The organism is Pantoea sp. 18069 (assembly GCF_902706035.1).
In the GTDB taxonomy this organism is placed as follows: domain Bacteria; phylum Pseudomonadota; class Gammaproteobacteria; order Burkholderiales; family Burkholderiaceae_C; genus Comamonas.
The window spans coordinates 123,240-145,311 of the sequence record NZ_CACSJA010000008.1 but is presented as its reverse complement, the minus strand read 5'-3'; the positions used below and the strand labels follow the sequence as shown (position 1 = coordinate 145,311).

Below are 22,072 nucleotides of genomic sequence, written 5' to 3'. Positions count from 1 at the left end.
AAATGAAATGAGTGACGCCAAAAATAACGAAATGGTGCAATTCACCTTATATAAGCCATTCGGCCAAATTCGTTTGGTTGGATCGGCTCTAGCTGACCAGGTTCTTTCTCAAATGCAAGAAGGGGATGGGGTGGTTTATGGAATGTCCGACCCCGCAACGCAGTATGTGGTTGCCGGGAAGATCGTTGACTTGCCAGTGAAGCCCGGTGCGCATCACGATTTCGATTACAGCGCGAAGCAATGGATTTTTAATGCGGAAAGCGCTTGGGCTGCCATTCGCCTGAGACGCGATCAACTCATGAGCGCTTCTGATTGGCGCGTGGCTCGGGCCACTGAACGCAGCGAACTTCTGGACCAGCAGTGGAAATCTTATCGACAGGCGTTGCGCGACATAACCGAGCAGCCTGATCCCAGCAACATTCAATGGCCGGTTGAGCCGGTGGAGGGCGCATAAATGGCGTGGTACAGAGCGGGCACCGTAGCGGTGACCAACAACAGCAATGTGGTGACGGGCACCGGCACTTCCTGGGTGGATGCCGCCGCGTTGGGCGAAACGTTCCTTGGCCCCGATGGACAGTCGTATGAGATCACCTCGATCGTCAGCGGCGTGAGCTTGCGGATCAGTCCGAACTACAAGGGGTCCACGGCCTCGGCGCAGAGCTACGCCATCATGCCGACCCAGGGCTATCTGCGGGATCTTGCCGCCCAGGCCGCGGCGCTGGTGGCGAGCTACCAGGCGGTGCGCGACGGTGCGGGCGCGGGGAAGTTTCCTGCAGGCGCCGCTTTAGCGCCCAGCTTGCGCGCGGCGGCGGACGAAAACACGGGGATCAACCTGCCGGGCAACGACATCCTGCAGCTGGTCACGGGTGGCGTGGTGAGGCTGCAGATTGCCGCCGACGGTACGCCGACCGGGGTGATGGTTGAAAAGCTACCCATAAGCGTGGCCGCGCAGACAGCCCTCAACAGCCTGGCCGCAGCATGCATCGCGCTGAACATGGTAGGTGCGGGCCCGGACCAGGTGCCTGCGGTGCAGCAACTCGGCGGGCTGGCATTTATGGACCAGCTGGGCGTGCTCACGCCCATGCAGTCGCATCCGGCTGAGTCGCGCTCGGTCTGGACCGAGTTTGTCAGCAATACGTCTTTAAAACTCTGCATGCGCGGCGACGACGGCGTGGTGCGCTCTACAACATGGACTATGGGTTGATATATGGCAAATATTCCGAATTTCCCAGCGATCCGGCCGAGCCTCCTGCTGGATTTTGCGAACAGTGGACGCACTGACCCGCGAATTGCCTTCACGCGAGCAACCACAGCTGCGCGCTGGGGGGCCTCTGGCAAGCTCGAGTCGGTGCCCTCTGGCGTGCCGCGAATCGACTACGACAAGACCACGGGAGAGTGCCTGGGGCTTCTCCTGGAAGGGGCGAGCACCAATCTTTCCTATCCTTCGAACATGCCAACTTCTACGGTGGGGACTACTACGGGGAAGATGCAGGCTAATGGGGCAATACAAATAACGTCAGGGGTACTTGCCCCTGATGGTTCTTCTAACGGGTTCACGGTCGTCGGCGCTCTTTCTTCTGGAAATTCCACAGGGAATTCTAATATTCGATCACTAGCAGGATTTGGAGTCGCAGGTGTGTACACAGTTTCCTGTTGGGCAAAAAGCTCAATCGCAGGAACGGCCTTATTGGTTAGGGATCCTTCCAGTGGTGCCATAATAGCCACTCCTAGCTTGCCGCCCGTTTGGCGAAAGTATTATTTTACTTTTACCACGACAGTTGATAATGCCAATGCCATTTTTTACAACACAGAAGGCAATGCGGTAGATTTGTTTAATGTCCAGATTGAGGCTGGGCCAGTGGCTAGTTCTGACATCCCAACTACCACGGCGGCAGTGACGCGCGCCGCAGATAATCCTGTTATAGGTATCCAGCCATCTTTGAAGAAGACTTTTATCGCCGAGGTCAACTCATATGCTGGCTATCCATCCGCTTCAGCCAATGATCGTCGACATGTATTCAGCCTAACGCCTGAAACGCTAAGCACTTCCTCAGAATACATTTGGGTATTTCTGGCTAGCAACGGTCTATTTCTAGTAGGTCGAAGTCCTGATGGGGGTATTTTTACTAGAACACTGTTGAGTGCATTTCCTGCATCAAATGCTTCTCATAGAGTTGGGGTGGTGATTGATGGCTCCACATTTCAGGGTGTTCTTAATGGCGTGTTCGGGCCTGTTCAAACTGGCTTGATGAACAGCGGTAATGTGTTGAATACGCTGACGATCGGAGCTCAGCAGAGTAGTGGAGTCAGTAGATTTGTTTTGGGGTATGTGGCGCGTTTAAGTATTTATGAATCCGACCTGCCTATTGCACAAGTCCAAAGGTTGACCCAACCATGATATTCCTCCGCTTTGAATCACGGGCTGAAGCCCTGGGCGCATTTGCCCTGTTTGTCGAAGATGGCTCTTTACCGATATACATCGGAACGGTGGCTGTCGATGACATCGGCAGGATCTACCGTGCAACGGGCGAAGGGAAAGAGATTGAACGCACCCCGCTGCCGGGCTACCACGTCAACCTCACCGCCTCGATTCCTGAGCTAGCAGATTGGGAGATTCCCGCGCCCGCCAATCCGGCGCGCGTCTTTGCGATTGAGTCCGAGCCGCTGCGCGTCCCACAGGAAGTGAGCATGGCGCAGTGCCGCCTTGCGCTGTTCGACCAACACAACATCCAGACCGACGAGCAGTTCTTTGCCTTGGTCGACCTGCTGCCCGAAGCCGAGCGTGCGCGGGCTGTGCTCGAGCTGCGCACACGCCCGACGGTGCGCCGCGATAACGCCTTGGTGGTGCTCTTGGGCGACGCCATGGGCTGGGATCTCGATGCGCTGTTTGTCTATGCAGAAGGGATCTGAAATGGATTGGACGCCTTTGCTGCATGCGCTGATTGCCGTGGCCTGCCAGGTGGCGGTCGGACTGGCCAGCCGCAACTGGTGGCTGGGCGCCGCGCTGGCCTGCACCTGGTGGATGGCGCGCGAGCACACGCAGGCCGAGTACCGATGGATCGCTGAATTCGGGGGTGGCAAGCGCATCGATATGCCGTGGTGGGGCGGCTTTGACTCGGCTGTCTGGACTGCGGGGTCTGTGCTGGACTGGGTTGTGCCAGTAGCGGCTTGCTCTGTCGTCTGGATTTTCTGGAATCGCCTTTGAGAGGGGCATCAATCAGCGCGGTCGAGGCTCGGCCGCGTTGACCGAAATGTGAAAAAAGGGGGAGGCCATGGACGATTTTGGAAACGAGCTGCCGGCCACGACCGCGCAGCATGTCAATCAGCGCTTCAGCGAGGGCAGCCAGCGCATGGCGGGCATTGAGCGCGAGCTGGCGGCCGAGCGCCGGGAGTTGCAAGAGCTCAAGGTGCAGCTTGCCGACCTACTGGATTTCTTCAATGCCATGCGGGGTGCATTCCGGGTGCTCAACTGGGTGGGGAAGGTGGCCAAGCCGGTGGCGGCCATCATCAGCGTGGGCGCGGCCACTGGCGCGGCGTACTCAGCATGGCGAGGTATGCGATGAAAGACTTCCTGCGCAAGCGCCTGCTGGCCGTGGCCACTGCCGCGACCATCGCCGGCGTCGGCACTTACGCCATCCGTCATCCTGACCAGCCGTCGGCGGCCGTACAGATTGCGATGGAGATTGGCGCGCACTACGAGTCGAGCGGGCGGCACATCGGGGTGCCGTACCGCGACATGATCGGCAAGGGGCAGCCCTGGACTGTCTGCAACGGTGTCACCGGCGCCGGCGTGGTGCCGGGGCGTTACTACACGCCCGACGACTGCAAGCGCCTGGAGCTGCCGCTCTACCAGGCCGCCGAGCGCGACGCGCGCCGCCTGTTCATCCACTGGGACAGTTACAACGTGTGGGTGCAGGCATCTTTCATCGACATGATCTACAACCTGGGCGCACCGGCAGTCGCGGGCAGCAGCATGCGCACGCTTGCCAACGCCGGCAATCTTGCCGCGGCCTGCGCGCAGCAGCCGCGCTGGGTGCTGGGCACGGTCAGCGGCCAGAAGGTGCGCATGCCGGGCCTTGTCGATCGCCGCGGCACCACTGCCGAGCTGTGTGCGGAATGGGGTCGCGATGGGCATTTCAGCGTTGCGGCGCTGGAGGCGTCACGATGAAAAGCATCAAAGCCCATGCCTGGCAACTGCTGGCCTTGGCGCTTGCTGCCGCGCTGCTCTGGCAGACCCTGCGCCTGGCCGCTGCCGAGGTGACCGAGGCCCGGGCCCAGCAGGCGCTGTCGCAGTACATCGCCACACAGGCCCAGGCCGCCCAGGCCGAAACCACCAAGAAAGCTGGCGCGCTGCTCACGCACGCGGGCGCTCAACAAGGAAATACCCATGCCTACACCCAAGACCTGCAGCGCCTGGAGGCTGCCCGCGCTGCTGATGCTGGCCGCATTGCAGGCCTGCAGCACGACATCCGCGCTGCCGCCACCCGCAACGCCCAGCTTGCAGGTGACGCCGCTGCCTGCCGAGATCTCGCAGATCAGCACGAACGACTCGCAGCCCGTGTTGCAGAGGGCGCGGGAGTGGTTGGAGAGCTTGTCGGCCTGGTCGAGCAGCGCGATGCCGAAGTGATGGCGCTGCAAGGGCAGGTGGCGGCAGACCGGGTGCTGTTAGATGAAAAGAAAATTTAGGGATGCATCTGAAAATAACTTGCAATAGCGCCGTTGGCGCTATATGATTCATTCATCGGCACTGCAATCCAGCAAGCGCTGTACCTCCCAAGGAGATGAACATGATGAACAAGCAGGAATTCTTTCTCAGCATCGAGCCATCCGCAGACGAAATTGCTGCCGCAGAAGCGGAAGTCAAAAACCACGGCCGCGCCCCAATGCGTGGCGCTCCCAAGGGCGCAGCCCTGGCCCGAGGTCACAAGCTTTTCCAAGCCCGCGCGTACCGCCTGTGGCTCGAGTACAGCAACCCAGAGCAACTTGTGCGTGAAGACATGGCCTCGGCACTCATTGAAAAGGGTGGAAGCGAGTGGGTTTCGGAAGATGGAAGCCAGCGCCGCGTTTATTTCAACGGCCTGACGCTGAGTCGCAGCGAATCCCTGAGCTGCTACTTTGACGTGAACGTCGGCAGCTGGCACGCTGAGCGCGGCGCTCTTTTGACGGCCGATAAGCTTGCCGCCGTCACTGCCCTGGTCGGTTTCTGAAAAAGGCGCGGTCATGCAAGATTTTCAATCCGGGGCTTTTGAATACCGCGCTGGCCAGTGCGCAACGCTGGCCGGCGTTCCATCGATTAAGTGGGTGCTGTACTACGGACATGAGCAACTCGCGTGGCATTATCTGCCCGAGACGGCCGCTCGATCCGAAATTCGCGAGGAATTTTCCGGCGATATTTCGGACTTCGAGCGGAGGCACCAGCCGGCCGCAAGGCGGGCGGTCTCGGCTGATGCATTGTCTCCGATGTTCGTACAACTCGTCGAAGAGGCCTCCGGGCGAGTTCTGGGGGGCTTTGAAGCTGAGGCGCCGATCGCAGGCCTTGCATCGGGGCTTATTGACGATCGCTGGCCGACATGGCTTGTGACCACGACGCGGCCGCTGATGTCGATGCCGATGGGGATGGATGAGTTTGAGCGACTGGCGGCTGCACACAATGCCGTGCGCCGGGTTCGGGCTGAAATGACGCCCGCGCCGGCGGCCCTGCGACCGCATGCCTGGATTGCCGGGTTGCTGCCGGGCCATGTTTTGTCGCTCGATGCGGACGAATGGCGCGCGCCGACGGCATGGGAGATCCGGCACGTGGTCGGGGAAGGTAGCTTCACGGGTGTCACCGGGGCCAAGGCCGCTGCTCTGGTCGGCGTGTTGCCGCAAAGCTTTCGCAAGTACACCGCCGCCGACGGCGCAGCGTCTCGGCAAAACATGAGTTTTGCAATGTGGCATCTGCTGTTGCACCGACTCGATGTGCAGCGATTGTCGTGATAGAGTGCAAACTACTGCCGCATAGGCAGCTCAGCAAATTATCGACTTGGTCGCGAGTTGCACTTTTACTGCTGAATAAGCAGCTTGATGGGGAAGAAATTCCCCGCTTCCCCGTTCCACTGCCGCATAGGCAGCTTTGAAAGGATGGGCATGTCTGAATATCGAATTTATCTCAACGAAGAATTGCTGTGCAAGACAGACTGGTTGCCGCGCGCGCAAGCTGCGTGGGACCGTGCAAGCCGGGACCGAGACGGCGCTCAGCACGGTGGGCTGGCGGTGCTGCTCAAAGATGGGGTTGAAGTGGCCGCAGTGCGCCCACGCACGGGCGAGGGCTGGTCGTGGCCGGATCGTGCCACGCCGCTTGTCGGCCCGCGCGACGTGGCAGCAGCAGTCCAGCAGCTCGCGCGCCTAGCGGGCGTTTCTGCTGCTGATCTTGCTGAGCAGATGACGACCCAGGGATTGCCGACAAATCCCGCGCGACTCAAGAGCATCACGACGCTGCAGTTAGGCCGAAGTGCGAGCGTTTCTTGCGCGGAAGTCGTCTCGATGTGCTATGCCGCAATAGCAGCGATCAAGAGCAATGACTCGTCGGTGAGTAGCTGAATTAATCAGCGTCAACCTCTTCGCCGGCCATCCAGTTGCCGCCCCTGTCCACGCGTAGCATGCGAGCGGCCCCACCTTTTGCAATCAACTGTATATCGATGTGGTAATCGCGCTCGCCGGCATCGGGGCTGGGCGAAATGCCGTGGTGGAACACGACAATGCGCTCGAAAGTATCAGCTACCAATTGACGCGCCTTGAGGCGCGTTTCGACGTTCTGCGCTTCTACTCCTGCGGCCAGCGCTCGCCAGGCTTCGTCCGCTCCATGCAGATCCTTTCTAGACACGCTGGCCAGCTCCCGTTCGGATTGGGTCAGCGCTTTTTCAGCGCTGGCCAGTTCCGTTTCCAGTTGTCGGGCCCGGCGCGCGAATACCAGCGGTGTGCCTTCGTCGGCCGTGGCCAGCATCGCATCGGTCAGCTTGAGCAACTGGGCATTTAGGTCGTCGACCTGCTTTTGTGCCAGATGCACGCGCTTGCGCGGTTCCTCGCTGCGGTCGACGCCAAAGAGTGCTTGCAGGTTCACAATGTCACTGCAGTAGTTCATGATGGCCCGCTCGACAGGAGCGACGCTGGTGGACCCCGGTATCGGGCAGCCAGAGCCGTAGGCCGCCGCTGATGCGCATAGCAGCCGTCGGTAGCCATCGCGAATACGCCCGTCTGGAAGTCGTGGCTTTGTGGCCAGGTTTTGACCAGCCATTGGTCGGCCGCAGTACCCGCAGCTGGTGATGCCCAGCCCCGTGATGATGTGCGGTAGGGCGCCCTTGGTGCGCCGGCGCCCGCTGCTGCCGGCGATGCGTTGTAGCTCATCCCACTCGGCGGGTGTGAGCATGGGGGGGTAGTAGCCCTCAAGCAGGAAAAGTTCGCCGTCCAGCGTGACTTCTTTGCTGCCGATCAAGGCGTGTTGCTTGATCAGTCGATAGACCTGCTGGCTGCTGTTTGCGGAACCAGCATGCAGCGCTTGATTTTCGCGCTCCATGACTTCCATGATCTTGAGCCCGCCCATGCCATTTTGATACATGGTCAGCACTCGACGCACTGCGGCGGTACGCTCGGGAATGAATTCCCACCCATCTTCAGTTTCTTTCAGCCAATGGGGGTCTTTCCCCTGGCGAATGCGGCCTCGATACGTCCCTGCTTGCCAGTTTTCGCACATGCGACGGATGCTGGCTTTGACGCGTTTGCTCTTGGTGTCCGACTCTTCATGCGCTCGAATCATGACCAGCAGGCTATAGACGAGATCCATCGGATTGTCTTTGAGGGTCGCACGGCTGTAGGTCTTCCCGTCGCTTGCAGTGACCACTGTGATGCCAGCATTTACAATCTGGGCCAGTTGCGCTTGCGCTTGGATAGGCTCTGCGCGGCTAAGCCGATCCAGACCTTCAACGATCAGTACGGACCCATGCGGTACGCGGCCATCTTCCACGGCCCGTAGAAACAAACCCAGTGCGCCTGTTTTAATGTGCTGCTGGTGGTATGCGCTCAAGCCTTCATCGCGCAGTGTCAGGCTTGTGTCTAGGTCTAGTCCATGCTCTGCGGCCCATTTGGCCGCGTAGGCAATCTGTCGGTCCGTGCTGCTGCCCACGGATTGCCTCGGATCGGAAAAGCGCAGGTAGCTGTAAACAAGACCACTTCCAGAAATATTCCCCATGAACACCCTCATTCAACCTAAGTCATCAGATCACATACCGCGTATAGGTATGGTATCACTGGGGTGCCCGAAGGCCTTGACCGACTCCGAACTGATACTCACGCAGCTCAGCGCCGAAGGCTATGCCACGTCCAAGACCTTCCAGGGCGCGGATCTGGTGATCGTCAATACCTGCGGCTTCATCGATGACGCCGTGCAGGAAAGCCTGGACACCATCGCCGAGGCGCTGGCGGAAAACGGCAAGGTCATCGTCACCGGTTGCCTGGGCGCGAAGTCCTCGGCCGACGGCGGCAACATGGTGCGCCAGATCCACCCCAGCGTGCTGGCCGTCACCGGCCCGCATGCGACGCAGGAGGTGATGGACGCGGTGCATACCCACCTGCCCAAGCCGCACGATCCCTTCCTCGATCTGATTCCGGGCGCGTTCGGCGAAGCCGGGCTCAAGCTCACGCCCAAGCACTACGCCTATCTGAAGATCAGCGAAGGTTGCAATCACCGCTGCACGTTCTGCATCATTCCCTCGATGCGTGGCGATCTGGTCTCGCGCCCCATCGGCGATGTGCTCAAGGAAGCCAAGGCGCTGTTCGACGGCGGCGTCAAGGAACTGCTGGTCATCAGCCAGGACACCTCGGCCTATGGCGTGGACGTCAAGTACCGCACGGGTTTCTGGGACGGCAAGCCGGTCAAGACCCGCATGCTGGAGCTGGTGCAGGCCCTGGGCGAACTCGCCGAGCCGCATGGCGCCTGGGTGCGTCTGCACTATGTCTACCCTTACCCCAGCGTGGACGAAATCATTCCCTTGATGGCTTCGGGCCGCGTGCTGCCTTACCTCGATGTGCCGCTGCAGCACAGCCACCCCGATGTGCTCAAGCGCATGAAGCGCCCGGCCAGCGGCGAGAAGAACCTCGAGCGCATCCAGCGCTGGCGCGAACTGTGCCCCGACCTGATCATCCGCTCGACCTTCATCGCCGGCTTCCCGGGTGAGACCGAGGAAGAGTTCGAGCACCTGCTGGACTTCATCCGCGCCGCCGAAATCGACCGCGCGGGCTGCTTTGCCTACAGCCCGGTCGACGGCGCTGCCGCCAACGACATTCCCGGCATGCTGCCGATCGAAGTGCGCGAGGCCCGCCGCGCGCGCTTCATGGAAGTCGCCGAAGAAGTCTCGGCCAACCGCCTGCGCCGGCGCATCGGCTCGACCATGCAGGTGCTGGTCGACTCCGCACCCGCCCTGGGCCGCAAGGGCGGTGTCGGCCGCAGCTATGCCGACGCGCCCGAGATCGACGGCGTGGTCCACCTGCTGCCGCCAGAGAAGATCAGCAAGACCATGAAGACCGGCGAGTTCACGCGCGCGCGCATTGTTGGCACGCAAGGTCACGATCTGGTCGGCGTGCCGATCTGATTTCCCGTCCGGGGCGGCTTGCGCCGCTCTGGATGCCGCAACGCGGCATTTCCGCCATCGCCAGCGCAGGCCATGGTCTGGAAGATATCTTGCTGATGTCATAAAGCGGCAATCTCCGGCAGAAATAATTCAACGCACAAAGTTGCAATTAGCAACATTCGATTGGGTTATTTCTCCAGAGATTGGATGTGCAATGAACATCAAGCAGCGCATCGTCATGCTTGTGACGCTCGTGTTTGCGGCCTTGGCCGTCATCGGCGGCTTCGCCGTCATTCAGGCCCGCAGCAACTCCGAACAGGTGAGGCAGGTGACCGAGGGCGTGGTGCCCAGCGCCATTGCGTCGGTCGAGTTGATGACGCAGTTGAAGGACGTGCAGATCGCCGCGCTGGCGATGCTTTTGGCCGCCGATGAAAATCTGGTGCGCATTGCGCTCGAAGAGCTCAATGCGAAGAAGGAAACCCTGACGCAGGCGCTAGAGACGCAGCATGCCCAGGCCGACAGCCAGGCGCAGCGCGGCCTGATCGAGGCCGCGCAGGAGAGCATGCAGAACTACTTTGCATCGATCAACGACACCGCGCAGTTCAAGCTCGCGGGCCAGACGGAGCTGGCCGAAGCGAACATGGGCGCGACCGTCGACCAGTATCTGCGCGAGCAAGGCCAGATGATCGATGCGGTGCAGGTGGAAAAGCGCCGCAGCAAGGATGAGGCGATCGACACGCTCAATGCCGAGCTTTCCGACACGGCGGTCGCGCTCATGGCCATCAGCGCTGCGGCTGCGCTGGCGCTGGGCCTCATCGGCGTGCTGCTCTACAAGCAGGTGATCCACCCCATCGCGCAGATGGAGGCGAAGATGACGCAGATCGCTTCGAGCCAGGATTTCACGCACCGGCTCGATGTGCGCAGCGACGATGAGATCGGCCGCTCCATGCGGGCCTTCAACACCATGGTCGAGAAGATCGAGGAAAGCACGGAGCTGGTCAAGCAGAAGGCGGCGGACATCCAGGCCCTGCTGCGTTACGTGCCGCAGGGCATTCTGAGCGTTCAGCCCGATGGCACCGTGCACCACGAATACTCCGAATACCTGGAGAGCATTCTCGAGACCCACGAGATCGCCGGACGCGACGCCATGGACCTGGTGTTGAAGGACACCCCTCTGGGCGATGACGCACGCTCCCAGGTGGCGGCGGCGCTGTCCTCCTGCCTGGGCGAGGACGCGATGAATTTCGAGTTCAACAGCCACCTGCTGCCGACGGAAGTGCAGCGCCAGTTCGCCGATGGCGCCAGCAAGATACTGGATCTGAGCTGGTCGCCGATCACCGCGCAAGACGGCACCGTCATGCGCCTGCTGCTGTGCGTGCGCGATGTCACCGAGTTGCGCAAGCTGGCGCTGGCCGCGAGCGCGCAGGGGCGCGAGCTGGCCATCATCGGCGAGATTCTCGCCATGGACCCGGCGAAATTCGGGCTGTTCATGGCCAGCAGCCAGCGCTATCTAGCCGAGAGCGCGGATGCCGTGACCAGCACCGACGCAGCCGATGCCGGCGCGACAGCGCCCGCGGTCGACCTGCTGTTTCGCAACATGCACACCATCAAGGGCAATGCCAGGACCTACGGATTGCAGCAGCTGACGGATGCTGTGCACCGCGTGGAGCAGGACTACGAGGCCTTGCGCATGGGGCACAAGGACTGGGATGCCCAGGCCTTGCTGGGCGACCTGCAGACGGTGCGCCAGGCGCTGCAGGAGTACGCGGCCATCTACACCCACAAGCTGGGCCGCGGTGCGATGGAGCCAGGGTCGGAGGCCGGCAAGCTCTTGCGCCTGGACCGCGCCGAACTGGACGCCGTGCTGGCGCGGCTGCAGGTGAAAGACGGCGACAGCCGCGATGTGCTCGCCGCGGCCGTGCAGCACACCCGCTCGGCGCTCGAGCGCCTGGACACCCAGCGCCTGGGGCCCATGCTCAAGGACGTTCTTGCGGCCTTGCCCGCGCTCGCATTGGAGCTGGGCAAGGAGGCGCCGCGCATTGCCATTGCCGACGCGGGCGTGGGCATACGCAGCGGCGCGGCCGCGGCGCTGCAGGACACGTTCATGCACCTGCTGCGCAATGCGCTGGACCACGGCCTCGAAACACCGCTGGCACGCATCGCCAAGGGCAAGCCCGCGGCGGGGCAGATCCGTATCGACGTTGTCAGCGATGCGCACGGATTGCACATCACCACCGGCGATGACGGAAAAGGCCTGGACCTCAATGCCATCCGCGCCAAGGCGGTCGAGAAGCAGCTGGTCGATGCCGAGGCGGCGGTGTCCCAGGCCGAGATCGCCCGGTACATCTTCCTGCCCGGATTTTCCACGGCCCGGCAGGTGAGCGACATCTCCGGGCGCGGCGTGGGCATGGACGCCGTGCGCAGCCTGGTCCAGTCCCAGGGCGGGCGCATCGATATCCAGCTGCTGGGACGCGAGGGCGATCCCGTGCGCGGCTTCCAGACCGTGCTGACGCTGCCCGCGGCATTGGCGATCCGCTACGCGCAAGAAACGGTGGTCGCGGCATGAGCCTGGTTGCAACTTTTGTCGGCGGCATGCTCCTTGCCGGCCTGCCGCTGGGCTTCAGTATCTGGCGGTTGAAAAACCATCTGCGCACATGCCAGGCGCAGGTTGAAGTCCTGCAGTCCGAGTGCAGCCATGCGAACGAATGCGACGCCCTGCGCGCCGAAATCGATGGCTTGCGCGCTGCCGGCCAGGCAGCGGCAATGCAGTGGCGGGCGCGCGAGTCGGCGCTGCAGGCCGACCATGCCCAGGCCTTGCAGTCGGTGATGCAGCAGGCCCACCAGGCGTTCGATGCGTCGCAGGGCAATACCCACGAGCTTGCCGGCGCGATCCGCGATCTGTACGGCATTGAAATGACCTTCGAGCGCTGGCATGCCGACATGACGGTCCTGCTCGCGCACAACCGCGGCATGCACGCCAAGAACGAAGAGTTCTCGCTGATCGTGCGGCAGATGGTGATGGTGGCGCTCAACGCCTCCATCGAGTCCGCGCGCGCGGGGGCCACCGGGCGCGGGTTCGGCATCGTGGCCAATGAAATGCGCTCCCTGTCCGCGCGCGCCGAGGCGCTGTCCATGGACTACCGGCGCACGCTTTACGAAAACGACTTGATCACCACCACCACCTTCCAGGACATGCAGGCCGGTGGCCGCATGATTCTGGGTGCGGTGCGCGGGCTGGAGCTGACCAACCGCAGGGGGAACGAGGCCACGGCGCTGTCGTTGGAGTGCGCATGATCTCGCCCAGCGCTTGCGAGAGCCTGGACCGCATGTTCGTTCACAGTCTCGAGAACACTTTTTCCACGCCCTCGGGTGAGCGCGCCGCAGTGACGCAGGTGGCGCAATCCGCGCCCGATCCCGGCTCGCAGATGGTGGTGCTGATGATCGCGTCCCACACTTTCCGGCTGGTCATGGCGCTGCATTTCCCCAAGGTCGGCGACGCGATGCGCTTTCTCGCGCCCGAGAGCCAGGGGGAGGACGCCGGGCCGCAGGCCTTGCGCGACCATATGTCGGAGCGCGGCAACATGTGCTGCGGCATGGTCAACCGCGAGATGGGGCGGTTCTTTGCGCACACCGGCATGTCGACCCCCCACATCATCGACAGCCGCAGCGGGCCTTTCATGACGGCCTTGCCGCATGCGCACGCGACCCACTGGCGCGTCGCGGTCGATGCGCAACTGCATATCGACGCCAGCCTGTGCATTCACAATCGCGCGCCCATGGACTTCGAATGGCATGCGGATGCGCAGGAAGAAGTCACCGGCGAACTTGAATTTTTCTGAACAAGGTATCTCTCATGGCACAGATTCTCGTCGTCGACGATTCCAGCACCGTTCGCAATGAAGTCGGCGGCTTTCTCCAGCGCAACGGCCTCACCGTGGCCTACGCCGTGGATGGCAAGGAGGGCTTGAGCAAGCTTGCGGCCGACCCGTCGGTGAAGCTGGTCGTGTGCGACGTCAACATGCCCAATATGGACGGCCTGACGATGGCCGAGAAAGTGCGCAGCGATCTGCGCAACAGCGCCGTCAACATCGTGATGCTGACCACCGAAAATGCGCCCGCGATGAAGGAGCGCGGCAAGGCCGCGGGAATCAAGGGCTGGATCGTCAAGCCGTTCAACGGCCCGGCGGTGCTGGCGACTTTCAAGAAGCTTGCCGGCGCCGCCTGAGGCGTGCACTTCAGTCGGTGACTACTTCCAGCACGATGAACTGATTGGTCTGGATCCGGGCCGTGAAGTTGTTGTCGGCGGCGAGCACCAGCGTGCGGCGGCCGTTGGCCAGTGTCTTGCCCCAGGTGATGGATTCGATGTTGTCGAGCTTGATGCCCTGGTGGGTGATGGGCATTTCCAGCAGCACCTTGCGGCCCATGGCCGAATAGCTGGCGCTGGTCAGTGAAGGCACGGCAAGCACGTTCGTGGTGGTGGCCGTGATCTCGGTTTCGACCAGCCGGATGGTGTTGCCGACGCCGGGGGCGAACGCTCTTTCCACGGCAATAAAGCGGTTCCTGCCGATCGACAGCAGCTCCGAGAGTCCATTGTCCGGGCCGAACGCCGCGCCCGCGCCCGGCGCCGCATCGACCGGGATGGGCGGCAACCGGTAGACATACTGCGCCTTCGCGTTGCCGGAAGCCGGGTCCATTGCGGTCACGCGCACCACGCTGCCGGCGTGCATGCTGGTGATCGGCCCGTCCTGCACCAGGGCGTCTTCATTGGCGACATACACCGTGCCATCTTCGGCCACCGCGAGCGCCTCGAAAACCTTGTTGTTGCGCGCGCCGGTCGTCGTGTCGTCGCGGTACAGGTACATCGCGGGCACGGAGAACTCGCGCACGAAGCGGCCCTCGGTCGTCATCTCGCGCAGGAAGGGCTGGTACAGCTGCGACGGCTCGCTGCTCCAGTTGCCTTCCGAGGTCCAGTACAGGTTGCCATTGGGCGCGCGGCGGATGGATTCGGGGTCTACCGTTCGGGCCGATGAAGAGAACGTTGTGCCGTCGGGCTGCAGCATATGCAGCTGGCGGTTGATCTTCACCTGGACCGGGCTGTTGCTTTCGTAGTCGATGCTCAGGTTGTAGAAGCGCGGCGTGCCGCGCTCGCCACCGCGATCATCCGAGATCGCCCAGTACGTGCCATCGGCCGCCTTGTCCAGGCCGGAGATGCCGCCGAACTCCACGCCCTGGTACAGCGTTCCTGTGGGCAGCGACGCGGAACCGAGCACGCGCAAGGCGCGGATTTGCACTTCGAGATCGTCGTCGCCACTGCATGCCGTGACGGCGAGGGCGGCGATGATGGCGAGCAGCGCAGGGCTTGATGTCAGATGCTTCACGCGGGGACTCCATTCCTTGAAAAAGCCTTGAAGTGTTCAATGCGCGAGCGTCAAGCGTATGACAGCGGCCGACAGTCCGGCGTCGGAGGGCGCCTGCAGGCCTTGCGCTGGGCCGGGAACGCAGGCCGTCAGCAGGCCGCTGGCTTGAACGCCAGCGCAATGCGCTGGCGTCAGGCAAAAAAAGGCTTCCCGAAGGAAGCCTGGGGGCAAAGCGGCCTTGCGGCCACAGTGCCATCCATCGAAACGGCCCAGCGACCGCCGCGCAACAGGCCTGCGGTCCCATGGTGGGGCGCGTGCGCAGTAATTACGTTGCCAGCCTGTTGGAAAGATAGATTCCTTTGGCCAGGTCCTCGGTGATGAAGTCCATCACGACGATTCCCGCCTTCTCACTGTTTCCACTTTTGGCAAGCAGATCCTTGATGCCCGGGTTGAATTTGTCGGCGCAAACTTGAGGCGAAAGAAAAAGAATATCGGAGCCTGATCCCACGCAGGAGACGAAATTGATCGAGAACTTCGAAAGAGCGCTGCCTGAGCGAGCAATGGATTGGCTGTGATGGTTCTTTATCGCGACGCGTTTTGGTTCGAAGACCTTGTCGGGCACGAATATCTTTGGAACATTCTTTCCTACGTTCTCGCACCAGTTTCCGGTTTTTTTGCCGAAAATACCCAGGATTGCCTTGATGGGCGCCCTTCCGACCTTGCAGGCGCCTTCGGCAATGGTGGAGATGAAATTCTCGTCGGCATTGATCTCGTACTCATCCTGAATTGACACCGCGCCCCAGTCCTGGGAGTGCAGCGGCGCTTGCAGAGCGTCAACGTCCTGAATGAGCAATACAATTTTGCCCCGCACGGCGCTGACCGGGATAACGCCGTAGCCCTGGGTGGAGATGTAATTGCTGTAGGGCGCAAGACACTCTTGCAAAATACCCGTGCGTACATGCGATGCCACACTGTCGTTTTCTGCCTTGAGACGCAGGACAACGTATTCAGACCTGTTCTGGTTCAGGAAATTCGTGACCTCATTCAGAACGCCGGACAATGTGATTCTTGTGCGCACAATGCCATGGTAAATTGGCAGCGCCTTGCCTTCGCCAAACGAAGGGCGCACATCGAAAAAGCGCACGCCTGCCTCCAATTGCTGGCGGATGTTGAGCGTCTGCGTCTGCGCGAGAACGCGCACTACATAATCTGCAGCGGTCAATCCCAATATTCCCGCGAGAGGAAGCGTCGCAGTGGTGGCCAACAAAGGCGCCCATTTGGATTTGATCAACTGCTCCGCCACTCCAGTCAGGTCATAGCAGCAGGCGTCATGCGCGCCGGGAATGGACACAGCGGTCATGGGAGCCTCGTCTGCAAGTGCTGCCATCCAACGGGAACTGGATATCGCCATGGCGATGACCCCCTGTATTAATAAACGAGTGCTTCGTCGGTGATGTAGATTTCTTCCAGATTGGAAGAGGCGATGTCAATCTCTTCGGGTGGAATGACGGTCAAGTCAAGCTGCGACGCCAGAATTTCATTGAGCGTTTGCGCATTGCGTCCTGCGCCGCACCCGACCAGATAAGGCGTAAAAAGCAGGGAGGTGAATCCGTAAAGCAATTGCCGGCGTTCCATCTTTGTCTTCCTTGTGCAATGACGACTGCTGCGTCGCGGCATGGCCGTGCCCGCATGTCGCGGCGCTGATGCTGACTTTGTGTGGCCGCTGGCGCGCATAGGTTCCCTGCCCATTCTTTTCGCAGGCAAAAAAAAGGCTTCCCGAAGGAAGCCTGTGGGGCAAAGCGGCCTTGCGGCCACAGTAGTGCCTCAGACGCGCTTGCGGTATTCGCCGGTGCGGGTGTCGATTTCGATCTTGTCGCCCTGGGCGACGAACAGCGGCACGGCGACTTCGAAGCCGGTGGCGATCTTGGCAGGCTTGAGCACCTTGCCCGACGTGTCGCCCTTGACCGCGGGTTCGGTCCAGGTGATTTCGCGCACGACGCTGGTGGGCAGTTCCACCGAGATGGCCTTGCCGTCATAGAACACCACTTCGACGGTCATGCCGTCTTCGAGGTAGTTCAGCGCGTCGCCCATGTTCTCGGCTTCGACTTCGTACTGGTTGAACTCTTCGTCCATGCAGACATACATCGGATCGGCGAAGTAGGAGTAGGTGCACTCCTTCTTGTCGAGGATCACGTTGTCGATCTTGTCGTCGGCCTTGAACACGTTTTCCGTGCCCATGTTGCCCAGCAGGGCCTTGAGCTTCATGCGCACGGTGGCTGCACCGCGGCCGCCACGGGCGTATTCGGTCTTGAGGACGATCATGGGGTCCTTGCCGTGCATGATCACATTGCCGGCGCGGATTTCTTGGGCGATTTTCATAGCTAGATTGCTGGGGTTGTGCCGCTCAACGCGTCCAGCTGCGCGGCCGCAAGGGCTGCTGCATCGAAACATGTTCCGCGGCGGGGGGAAATAAGGGCGCAGCTTGCTAAGCACGTGCGCGTAAAACGAAGATTTTAGCTTTTTTCTGCCACAAACTGCTGCAGTTGGCTGACGAGATCGCTCCGGACCCACTGGCGTGCGCGTGCGGCCTGTGCGCAATCGCGCCATTCGTCCAGCATCTGCGGGGTGACCAGCGGCAGGCCGACGCCGCCGAGCATGCCATTCCAGACATGGTGGAACAGCCGCAGCGACGGTGGGGCTTCTAGCCAGTCGAGAAACGCATCGAGCTTGGCATGGTGGGCGTTGTCGTGCTGGGGGTAGATCTGCCAGACAAAGGCTTGACCGGCCCAGAGCGCGCGCACCAGCGAGTCTTCGCCGCGCACCAGGTTCAGGTCGCAGGCCCAGAGCATTTCGTCGAACGCGGGCTGGGCGCAGGGCGTGAGCCAGGTGCAGGCGAGCGCGGGCGGCTGCTGCGGGGCCAGCACGGCGCGCACGGCGTTCGCGGCGCGCCCCGGCGTGACCAGCAGGTGGCTGGCCGGCGCGCCGGCCTGCAGCTGCGCGAGCAGGTCCGGCAAGGCCGGCGGCTCGTAGCAAAACAGCGAGACCAGCCGCGTGGCGTCATCAATGCCGCGCGCGGCGCGCCAGGCCTGGCGATCGAACGCCGCCTGGCGCTGGCCGAGCGCGGCTTCGCGCAGCAGGCCGCCGGTGCGCGGCGTGAAGCCCGGGTAGAAGAACCAGCGCGTGAGGCCGGCCGCAGGCCCGCTCATCAGCAGCGAGGGCAGGCGGTGGCAGCGTTCCACATAGGGCTCGGCGCTCAGGTATTCGAGATTGATCCAGACCGGCGTCTGCGCCGCGCCCCGGCCTTGTTCGGCATGGCGCTGCGCAATGGCTTGCAGCAAGGGCTCGGGCAGCGTGCAGCCGAAGGCCTCGATCACCACGTCGCCCACGCCGTCGGCGGGCAGCAACGCGCGCTGGTCCGGCCAGGCGTGAACGCTCAGGCCTGCGGGGTGGGGCGCGGGCGCCATCCAGGCCAGGGCGCTTGCGTCGTCTAGCCACAGCCGCACCTGCTGGCCGCGCGCGGCCAGTTCGGCGGCGGCGCGCCAGCAGACGCCGACGTCGCCGAAGTTGTCTATCACCTGGCAAAAAATATCCCAGCGAAGGGGGCGGTTCAGCGGCATGGGCAGAGGCTTTGAAACAAGGGCAGGGTGGGCGCCGATGGTACTGCGGCCGGGCCGCGCGCACCGGCGCGGGAGAATCCGGGCGAAATGGCGCGGCCGGCCCGCCACAATAGGGGCATGTCTGAAATGCATTCCGATGAACTGCTGGCCCAGGTCGCAGCCCTGCCTTCACTGCCGGGCGTGTACCGTTACTTCGACGCCGAGGGCGGGCTGCTCTACGTGGGCAAGGCGCGCAATCTCAAGCGCCGCGTCGCCAATTATTTCCAGAAGAGCCATGGCGGCACGCGCATAGGCCACATGATCAGCAAGATCGTGCGCCTGGAGACCACGGTGGTGCGCTCCGAAGCCGAGGCGCTGCTGCTGGAAAACAACCTGATCAAGACGCAGCACCCCAAGTACAACATCCTGTTTCGCGACGACAAGAGCTATCCCTATCTGATGATTTCGGGCGTGGCAGGCCGCGACGGCGAGGGGCCACAGCCCGGCCAGCGCTTTGCGCGCATGGCCTATTACCGCGGCAGCGTCGACAGGAAGAACCGCTATTTCGGGCCGTATCCCAGTGCCTGGGCGGTCAAGGAAACCATACAGCTGCTGCAGAAGGTGTTCCGCCTGCGCACCTGTGAAGACACGGTGTTCGCCAACCGCTCGCGGCCCTGCCTGCTCTACCAGATCAAGCGCTGTACCGGCCCCTGCGTGGACCTGATCTCGCCCGAGGCCTACGCCATCGACGTGCGCAATGCCGAAGCCATGCTGCGCGGCGAAACCCAGGCACTGCTGCAGCAACTCGAGGCGCGCATGCTCGCGCATTCCGAGGCGCTGGAGTTCGAGCAGGCGGCCGAAGTGCGCAACCAGATGACGGCGCTGGCGCGCGTGCTGCACCAGCAGTCGATAGAGACCACGTCGGACAAGGACGTCGACATTCTGGCCGTGCGCGTGCAGGGCGGGCGTGCCTGCGTGAACCTGGCGATGGTGCGTGGCGGTCGCCACCTCGGTGACCGGCCGTACTTTCCGTCGCAGCTGGGCGATGCCGCGGCCGTGCATGACGCTCAAAGCCAAGCCGAGACCGAGGAAGAGGGCGAGGCCGCGCCGGCCCAGCCGGTCGAAGTGATGGTGCTCGAAGCCTTCCTGGCCCAGCACTACACCAGCGTGCCCGTGCCGCCGGTGCTGGTGCTCAGCCATGCCGTCGACAAGTCGCTGGTCAAGGCGCTGTCGCAGTCCTGCGGCGTGCGCGTCAGCGCCTTGCACCAGCCGCGCGAGCAGCGCCGCGCCTGGCTCGACATGGCGCAGCGCAACGCCGAGTTGCAGCTCGCACGGCTGCTGGCCGAGGAAGGCTCGCAGCAGGCGCGCACGCGCGCGCTGGCCGAGGCGCTCGACCTGCCCACGCATGACCTCGACAGCCTGAGCATCGAGTGCTTCGACATCTCCCACACCTCGGGCGAGGCGACCAAGGCCTCGTGCGTGGTGTTCCACCACCACAAGATGCAGGGCAGCGAGTACCGGCGCTTCAACATCGAAGGCATCACCGGCGGCGATGACTATGCGGCGATGCGCCAGGTGCTGATGCGCCGCTACAGCCGCGTCGCCGAAGCCCAGCGCGAGGCCGGCGGCGCCGAGCCCCCGGCGGGCCAGGCGCGCCTGCCCGACCTGGTGCTGGTCGACGGCGGCGTGGGCCAGGTCAGCATGGCGCGCGAAGTGTTCGACGCGCTGGGGCTCGATGTCTCGCGCATCGTCGGCGTGGAGAAAGGCGACAGGCGCAAGGTCGGCCTCGAGGAGCTGGTGTTTGCCGACGGCCGGGAAAAGGTCTATCTGGGCAAGGATTCGGCGGCGCTGATGCTGGTCGCGCAGATCCGCGACGAGGCCCATCGCTTTGCCATTACCGGCATGCGCGCGGCGCGTGCCAAGGTGCGCATCGGCGGCGGCCAGCTCGAGGAAATCGCGGGCGTGGGCCCGAAAAAGCGCGCGCGCCTGCTGCAGCGCTTTGGCGGCGTGCGCGGCGTGGCCGATGCGAGCGTGGAAGACCTGATGAAGGTGGAAGGCATTTCGCGTGAATTGGCGGACACCATCTATCGCGCATTGCATTGAGGCCGGCCTCGATGCTGTTCGTAAAGGTCTTCGGCGCATGACACAATTGCAGCATGTTTCTGACCATCCCCACCTTGATGACCTGTACGCGCTTTGTCGCGATACCTTTGATCGTGGGAGTGTTCTACACCCCTATGGAGCCGGCGCTGCAAAATCTGATTGCCACGCTGATGTTCATCGTGTTTGCCGCGACCGACTGGCTCGACGGCTACCTCGCGCGCAAGCTCAACCAGACCTCCTCCTTCGGCGCCTTCCTCGATCCCGTGGCCGACAAGTTCCTGGTCTGCGCCTCGCTGCTGGTGCTGGTGCATCTGCAGCGCGCCGACGTGTTCGTCGCGCTGATCATCATCGGCCGCGAGATCGCCATTTCAGCGCTGCGCGAATGGATGGCGCAGATCGGTGCGAGCAAGAGCGTGGCCGTGCACATGCTGGGCAAGCTCAAGACCACCGCGCAGATGGTGGCCATTCCCTTCCTGCTCTATGACGGGATGCTGCTCGGCGTGATCGACACCGGCGTCTGGGGCCATGTGCTGATCTGGGTTGCCGCCGTGCTCACGGTCTGGTCCATGGTCTATTACCTGCAAAAGGCCGTGCCCGAAATTCGCGCACGCGTCGACAGGTAGATTGGCCGCAGCCGGCGCGCGCCGGCCCGGGTTGTCAATCCGTGAAGCCTCTAGCGACTGCGCGCCACAAAAACCGCCGCTGACGCCGGGCGGCAGTGCAATTGCAGCTAGAATCGCTGCAGCCGCTGGGATTGCAGCGGATAACATTGACACTTGGAAGGTCGATGGCATGGCCCGAAACGCATTCACCCCAGGTGATTGCAGGCTGGCCGGAAGATACGGTTCTTGAACTGCACAGTTTCCGCACAGCTGCGACATTCCATCCACCATTTCTCGAGAGGCCTCTTGTGAATAAGACAGAACTGATTGAGCACATCGCAAACAATGCCGACATCTCCAAGGCCGCCGCTGCGCGCGCTCTGGAATCGACGATCGAGGCAGTGAAGAAAACCCTCAAAAAGGGTGGTACAGTATCGCTCGTCGGTTTTGGCACATTCACCGTGGGTGAGCGTTCCACACGCACCGGCCGCAACCCACGCACCGGCGCCACGATCGAGATCAAGGCCGCCAAGGTGCCTAAATTCCGTCCGGGCAAGGCATTGAAAGATGCGTTGAACTGACAAGCAGTTGCAAGGGGGTGCTTAGCTCAGTCGGTAGAGCGGCTCCTTTACACGGAGTAGGTCGGCGGTTCGATCCCGTCAGCACCCACCACCCAAAGCAAATGAAATCAAGGGCCCGGAGCAATCCAGGCCCTTTTTCTTCGCCCTCCTTTTGCATTGGCGCCATCGGCTGCTTGGGCCTTCAGGCGTAACAGGTAGAATCTGCGCAGTTTCCTTCACCAAGGTAGCGTG

The 22,072-nt window shown here is 62.4% G+C and carries 25 protein-coding genes and 1 tRNA gene; 20 read left to right on the top strand and 6 right to left on the bottom strand.

All coding sequences use genetic code 11. The features are described from left to right. Positions 1-7: 7 nt before the first annotated feature. The 11 genes from GVL12_RS09030 to GVL12_RS08980 all read left to right on the top strand — a co-directional run bounded on the left by GVL12_RS09030 (position 8) and on the right by GVL12_RS08980 (position 6,579). A complete protein-coding gene (locus GVL12_RS09030; protein ID WP_159913011.1) occupies positions 8-454 on the top strand; it encodes a tail fiber assembly protein in 447 nt (148 codons plus the stop codon). A 30-nt stretch (positions 455-484) separates the two neighbouring features. After that, the gene (locus GVL12_RS09025; RefSeq protein ID WP_159913009.1) at positions 485-1,204 is read left to right on the top strand and encodes a hypothetical protein; all 720 of its coding nucleotides are present in this window, start codon (positions 485-487) and stop codon (positions 1,202-1,204) included. Positions 1,205-1,450: 246 nt separating this feature from the next. After that, positions 1,451-2,398, top strand: coding sequence for a hypothetical protein (locus GVL12_RS09020; protein WP_235033832.1), 948 nt, complete (start codon positions 1,451-1,453; stop codon positions 2,396-2,398). Continuing rightward, positions 2,395-2,910, top strand: coding sequence for a hypothetical protein (locus GVL12_RS09015; RefSeq protein ID WP_159913005.1), 516 nt, complete (start codon positions 2,395-2,397; stop codon positions 2,908-2,910). Before GVL12_RS09020 ends, GVL12_RS09015 begins: the two co-directional genes overlap by 4 nt. Position 2,911: 1 nt before the next feature. Then, positions 2,912-3,205: a hypothetical protein gene (locus GVL12_RS09010; RefSeq protein ID WP_159913003.1), complete on the top strand. Its 294-nt coding sequence runs from the start codon at positions 2,912-2,914 to the stop codon at positions 3,203-3,205. Positions 3,206-3,272: 67 nt separating this feature from the next. Continuing rightward, complete coding sequence (locus GVL12_RS09005) at positions 3,273-3,563, top strand: hypothetical protein (protein WP_159913001.1); 291 nt, start codon at positions 3,273-3,275, stop codon at positions 3,561-3,563. Further along, positions 3,560-4,168, top strand: coding sequence for a lysozyme (locus GVL12_RS09000; protein ID WP_159912999.1), 609 nt, complete (start codon positions 3,560-3,562; stop codon positions 4,166-4,168). The genes GVL12_RS09005 and GVL12_RS09000 overlap by 4 nt, the downstream gene beginning before the upstream one ends. Further along, on the top strand, positions 4,165-4,686 hold the full coding sequence (locus GVL12_RS08995; RefSeq protein WP_159912997.1) for a hypothetical protein: 522 nt from the start codon (positions 4,165-4,167) through the stop codon (positions 4,684-4,686). The genes GVL12_RS09000 and GVL12_RS08995 overlap by 4 nt, the downstream gene beginning before the upstream one ends. A gap of 101 nt (positions 4,687-4,787) precedes the next feature. Beyond that, positions 4,788-5,207, top strand: a complete 420-nt coding sequence (locus tag GVL12_RS08990; protein ID WP_159912995.1) for a hypothetical protein — start codon at positions 4,788-4,790, stop codon at positions 5,205-5,207. A 13-nt stretch (positions 5,208-5,220) separates the two neighbouring features. Next, positions 5,221-5,976, top strand: coding sequence for a hypothetical protein (locus GVL12_RS08985; RefSeq protein WP_159912993.1), 756 nt, complete (start codon positions 5,221-5,223; stop codon positions 5,974-5,976). An 87-nt stretch (positions 5,977-6,063) separates the two neighbouring features. After that, positions 6,064-6,579, top strand: a complete 516-nt coding sequence (locus GVL12_RS08980; protein WP_159912991.1) for a hypothetical protein — start codon at positions 6,064-6,066, stop codon at positions 6,577-6,579. Between the two features lies 1 nt (position 6,580). Here the strand turns inward: GVL12_RS08980 and GVL12_RS08975 are convergent, their stop codons facing one another. Beyond that, positions 6,581-8,224, bottom strand: coding sequence for a recombinase family protein (locus tag GVL12_RS08975; protein WP_159912989.1), 1,644 nt, complete (start codon positions 8,222-8,224; stop codon positions 6,581-6,583). On the opposite strand from GVL12_RS08975, the gene rimO reads away from it, so the two are divergent. The 5 genes from rimO (at position 8,223) to GVL12_RS08950 (ending at position 13,827) form a co-directional block, all read left to right on the top strand. Next, positions 8,223-9,623 carry a 30S ribosomal protein S12 methylthiotransferase RimO gene (gene rimO, locus GVL12_RS08970; RefSeq protein ID WP_159912987.1) on the top strand — a complete coding sequence of 467 codons (1,401 nt, stop codon included), beginning with the start codon at positions 8,223-8,225 and terminating at the stop codon, positions 9,621-9,623. The two genes, GVL12_RS08975 and rimO, sit on opposite strands and share 2 nt — an antisense overlap. A 193-nt stretch (positions 9,624-9,816) precedes the next feature. Further along, entirely contained in the window at positions 9,817-12,168 is a 2,352-nt protein-coding gene (locus GVL12_RS08965; protein ID WP_159912985.1) for an ATP-binding protein, read from the top strand. Continuing rightward, positions 12,165-12,896: a methyl-accepting chemotaxis protein gene (locus GVL12_RS08960; protein WP_159912983.1), complete on the top strand. Its 732-nt coding sequence runs from the start codon at positions 12,165-12,167 to the stop codon at positions 12,894-12,896. Before GVL12_RS08965 ends, GVL12_RS08960 begins: the two co-directional genes overlap by 4 nt. After that, on the top strand, positions 12,893-13,441 hold the full coding sequence (locus tag GVL12_RS08955) for a hypothetical protein (protein ID WP_159912981.1): 549 nt from the start codon (positions 12,893-12,895) through the stop codon (positions 13,439-13,441). The genes GVL12_RS08960 and GVL12_RS08955 overlap by 4 nt, the downstream gene beginning before the upstream one ends. A 14-nt stretch (positions 13,442-13,455) precedes the next feature. Beyond that, positions 13,456-13,827: a response regulator gene (locus GVL12_RS08950; RefSeq protein WP_159912979.1), complete on the top strand. Its 372-nt coding sequence runs from the start codon at positions 13,456-13,458 to the stop codon at positions 13,825-13,827. 10 nt (positions 13,828-13,837) lie between these two features. Here the strand turns inward: GVL12_RS08950 and GVL12_RS08945 are convergent, their stop codons facing one another. From GVL12_RS08945 to earP, 5 genes are all read right to left on the bottom strand, one after another. Continuing rightward, positions 13,838-14,980 carry an esterase-like activity of phytase family protein gene (locus GVL12_RS08945; protein WP_200843613.1) on the bottom strand — a complete coding sequence of 381 codons (1,143 nt, stop codon included), beginning with the start codon at positions 14,978-14,980 and terminating at the stop codon, positions 13,838-13,840. 304 nt (positions 14,981-15,284) lie between these two features. Beyond that, positions 15,285-16,319 (bottom strand): phosphatidylinositol-specific phospholipase C domain-containing protein, encoded by a 1,035-nt coding sequence (locus GVL12_RS08940; protein ID WP_159912977.1) that lies wholly within the window; start codon positions 16,317-16,319, stop codon positions 15,285-15,287. Between the two features lie 68 nt (positions 16,320-16,387). Then, positions 16,388-16,594, bottom strand: a complete 207-nt coding sequence (locus GVL12_RS08935) for a hypothetical protein (protein ID WP_159912976.1) — start codon at positions 16,592-16,594, stop codon at positions 16,388-16,390. Between the two features lie 189 nt (positions 16,595-16,783). Next, on the bottom strand, positions 16,784-17,338 hold the full coding sequence (efp, locus tag GVL12_RS08930; RefSeq protein WP_159912974.1) for an elongation factor P: 555 nt from the start codon (positions 17,336-17,338) through the stop codon (positions 16,784-16,786). Between the two features lie 134 nt (positions 17,339-17,472). Continuing rightward, a complete protein-coding gene (gene earP, locus GVL12_RS08925; protein WP_159912972.1) occupies positions 17,473-18,576 on the bottom strand; it encodes an elongation factor P maturation arginine rhamnosyltransferase EarP in 1,104 nt (367 codons plus the stop codon). A 117-nt stretch (positions 18,577-18,693) separates the two neighbouring features. On the opposite strand from earP, the gene uvrC reads away from it, so the two are divergent. From uvrC to GVL12_RS08905, 4 genes are all read left to right on the top strand, one after another. Further along, the gene (gene uvrC / locus GVL12_RS08920) at positions 18,694-20,658 is read left to right on the top strand and encodes an excinuclease ABC subunit UvrC (RefSeq protein ID WP_159912970.1); all 1,965 of its coding nucleotides are present in this window, start codon (positions 18,694-18,696) and stop codon (positions 20,656-20,658) included. A gap of 53 nt (positions 20,659-20,711) precedes the next feature. After that, on the top strand, positions 20,712-21,281 hold the full coding sequence (pgsA, locus tag GVL12_RS08915) for a CDP-diacylglycerol--glycerol-3-phosphate 3-phosphatidyltransferase (RefSeq protein ID WP_159912968.1): 570 nt from the start codon (positions 20,712-20,714) through the stop codon (positions 21,279-21,281). Positions 21,282-21,445: 164 nt separating this feature from the next. After that, positions 21,446-21,841 (top strand): HU family DNA-binding protein, encoded by a 396-nt coding sequence (locus GVL12_RS08910; RefSeq protein WP_306770586.1) that lies wholly within the window; start codon positions 21,446-21,448, stop codon positions 21,839-21,841. Positions 21,842-21,856: 15 nt separating this feature from the next. Further along, a tRNA-Val gene (locus GVL12_RS08905) sits at positions 21,857-21,932 on the top strand. The last annotated feature ends 140 nt before the right edge of the window (positions 21,933-22,072 follow it).

Coding starts and splice junctions, on each gene's coding strand:
- GVL12_RS09030 (WP_159913011.1), top strand. CDS start 8: ATGAGTGACGCCAAAAATAACGAAATGGTGCAATTCACCTTATATAAG.
- GVL12_RS09020 (WP_235033832.1), top strand. CDS start 1,451: ATGCCAACTTCTACGGTGGGGACTACTACGGGGAAGATGCAGGCTAAT.
- GVL12_RS09015 (WP_159913005.1), top strand. CDS start 2,395: ATGATATTCCTCCGCTTTGAATCACGGGCTGAAGCCCTGGGCGCATTT.
- GVL12_RS09010 (WP_159913003.1), top strand. CDS start 2,912: ATGGATTGGACGCCTTTGCTGCATGCGCTGATTGCCGTGGCCTGCCAG.
- GVL12_RS09005 (WP_159913001.1), top strand. CDS start 3,273: ATGGACGATTTTGGAAACGAGCTGCCGGCCACGACCGCGCAGCATGTC.
- GVL12_RS09000 (WP_159912999.1), top strand. CDS start 3,560: ATGAAAGACTTCCTGCGCAAGCGCCTGCTGGCCGTGGCCACTGCCGCG.
- GVL12_RS08995 (WP_159912997.1), top strand. CDS start 4,165: ATGAAAAGCATCAAAGCCCATGCCTGGCAACTGCTGGCCTTGGCGCTT.
- GVL12_RS08990 (WP_159912995.1), top strand. CDS start 4,788: ATGATGAACAAGCAGGAATTCTTTCTCAGCATCGAGCCATCCGCAGAC.
- GVL12_RS08985 (WP_159912993.1), top strand. CDS start 5,221: ATGCAAGATTTTCAATCCGGGGCTTTTGAATACCGCGCTGGCCAGTGC.
- GVL12_RS08980 (WP_159912991.1), top strand. CDS start 6,064: ATGGGGAAGAAATTCCCCGCTTCCCCGTTCCACTGCCGCATAGGCAGC.
- rimO (WP_159912987.1), top strand. CDS start 8,223: ATGAACACCCTCATTCAACCTAAGTCATCAGATCACATACCGCGTATA.
- GVL12_RS08975 (WP_159912989.1), bottom strand. CDS start 8,224: ATGGGGAATATTTCTGGAAGTGGTCTTGTTTACAGCTACCTGCGCTTT.
- GVL12_RS08965 (WP_159912985.1), top strand. CDS start 9,817: ATGAACATCAAGCAGCGCATCGTCATGCTTGTGACGCTCGTGTTTGCG.
- GVL12_RS08960 (WP_159912983.1), top strand. CDS start 12,165: ATGAGCCTGGTTGCAACTTTTGTCGGCGGCATGCTCCTTGCCGGCCTG.
- GVL12_RS08955 (WP_159912981.1), top strand. CDS start 12,893: ATGATCTCGCCCAGCGCTTGCGAGAGCCTGGACCGCATGTTCGTTCAC.
- GVL12_RS08950 (WP_159912979.1), top strand. CDS start 13,456: ATGGCACAGATTCTCGTCGTCGACGATTCCAGCACCGTTCGCAATGAA.
- GVL12_RS08940 (WP_159912977.1), bottom strand. CDS start 16,319: ATGACCGCTGTGTCCATTCCCGGCGCGCATGACGCCTGCTGCTATGAC.
- GVL12_RS08935 (WP_159912976.1), bottom strand. CDS start 16,594: ATGGAACGCCGGCAATTGCTTTACGGATTCACCTCCCTGCTTTTTACG.
- efp (WP_159912974.1), bottom strand. CDS start 17,338: ATGAAAATCGCCCAAGAAATCCGCGCCGGCAATGTGATCATGCACGGC.
- earP (WP_159912972.1), bottom strand. CDS start 18,576: ATGCCGCTGAACCGCCCCCTTCGCTGGGATATTTTTTGCCAGGTGATA.
- uvrC (WP_159912970.1), top strand. CDS start 18,694: ATGTCTGAAATGCATTCCGATGAACTGCTGGCCCAGGTCGCAGCCCTG.
- pgsA (WP_159912968.1), top strand. CDS start 20,712: ATGTTTCTGACCATCCCCACCTTGATGACCTGTACGCGCTTTGTCGCG.
- GVL12_RS08910 (WP_306770586.1), top strand. CDS start 21,446: ATGGCATGGCCCGAAACGCATTCACCCCAGGTGATTGCAGGCTGGCCG.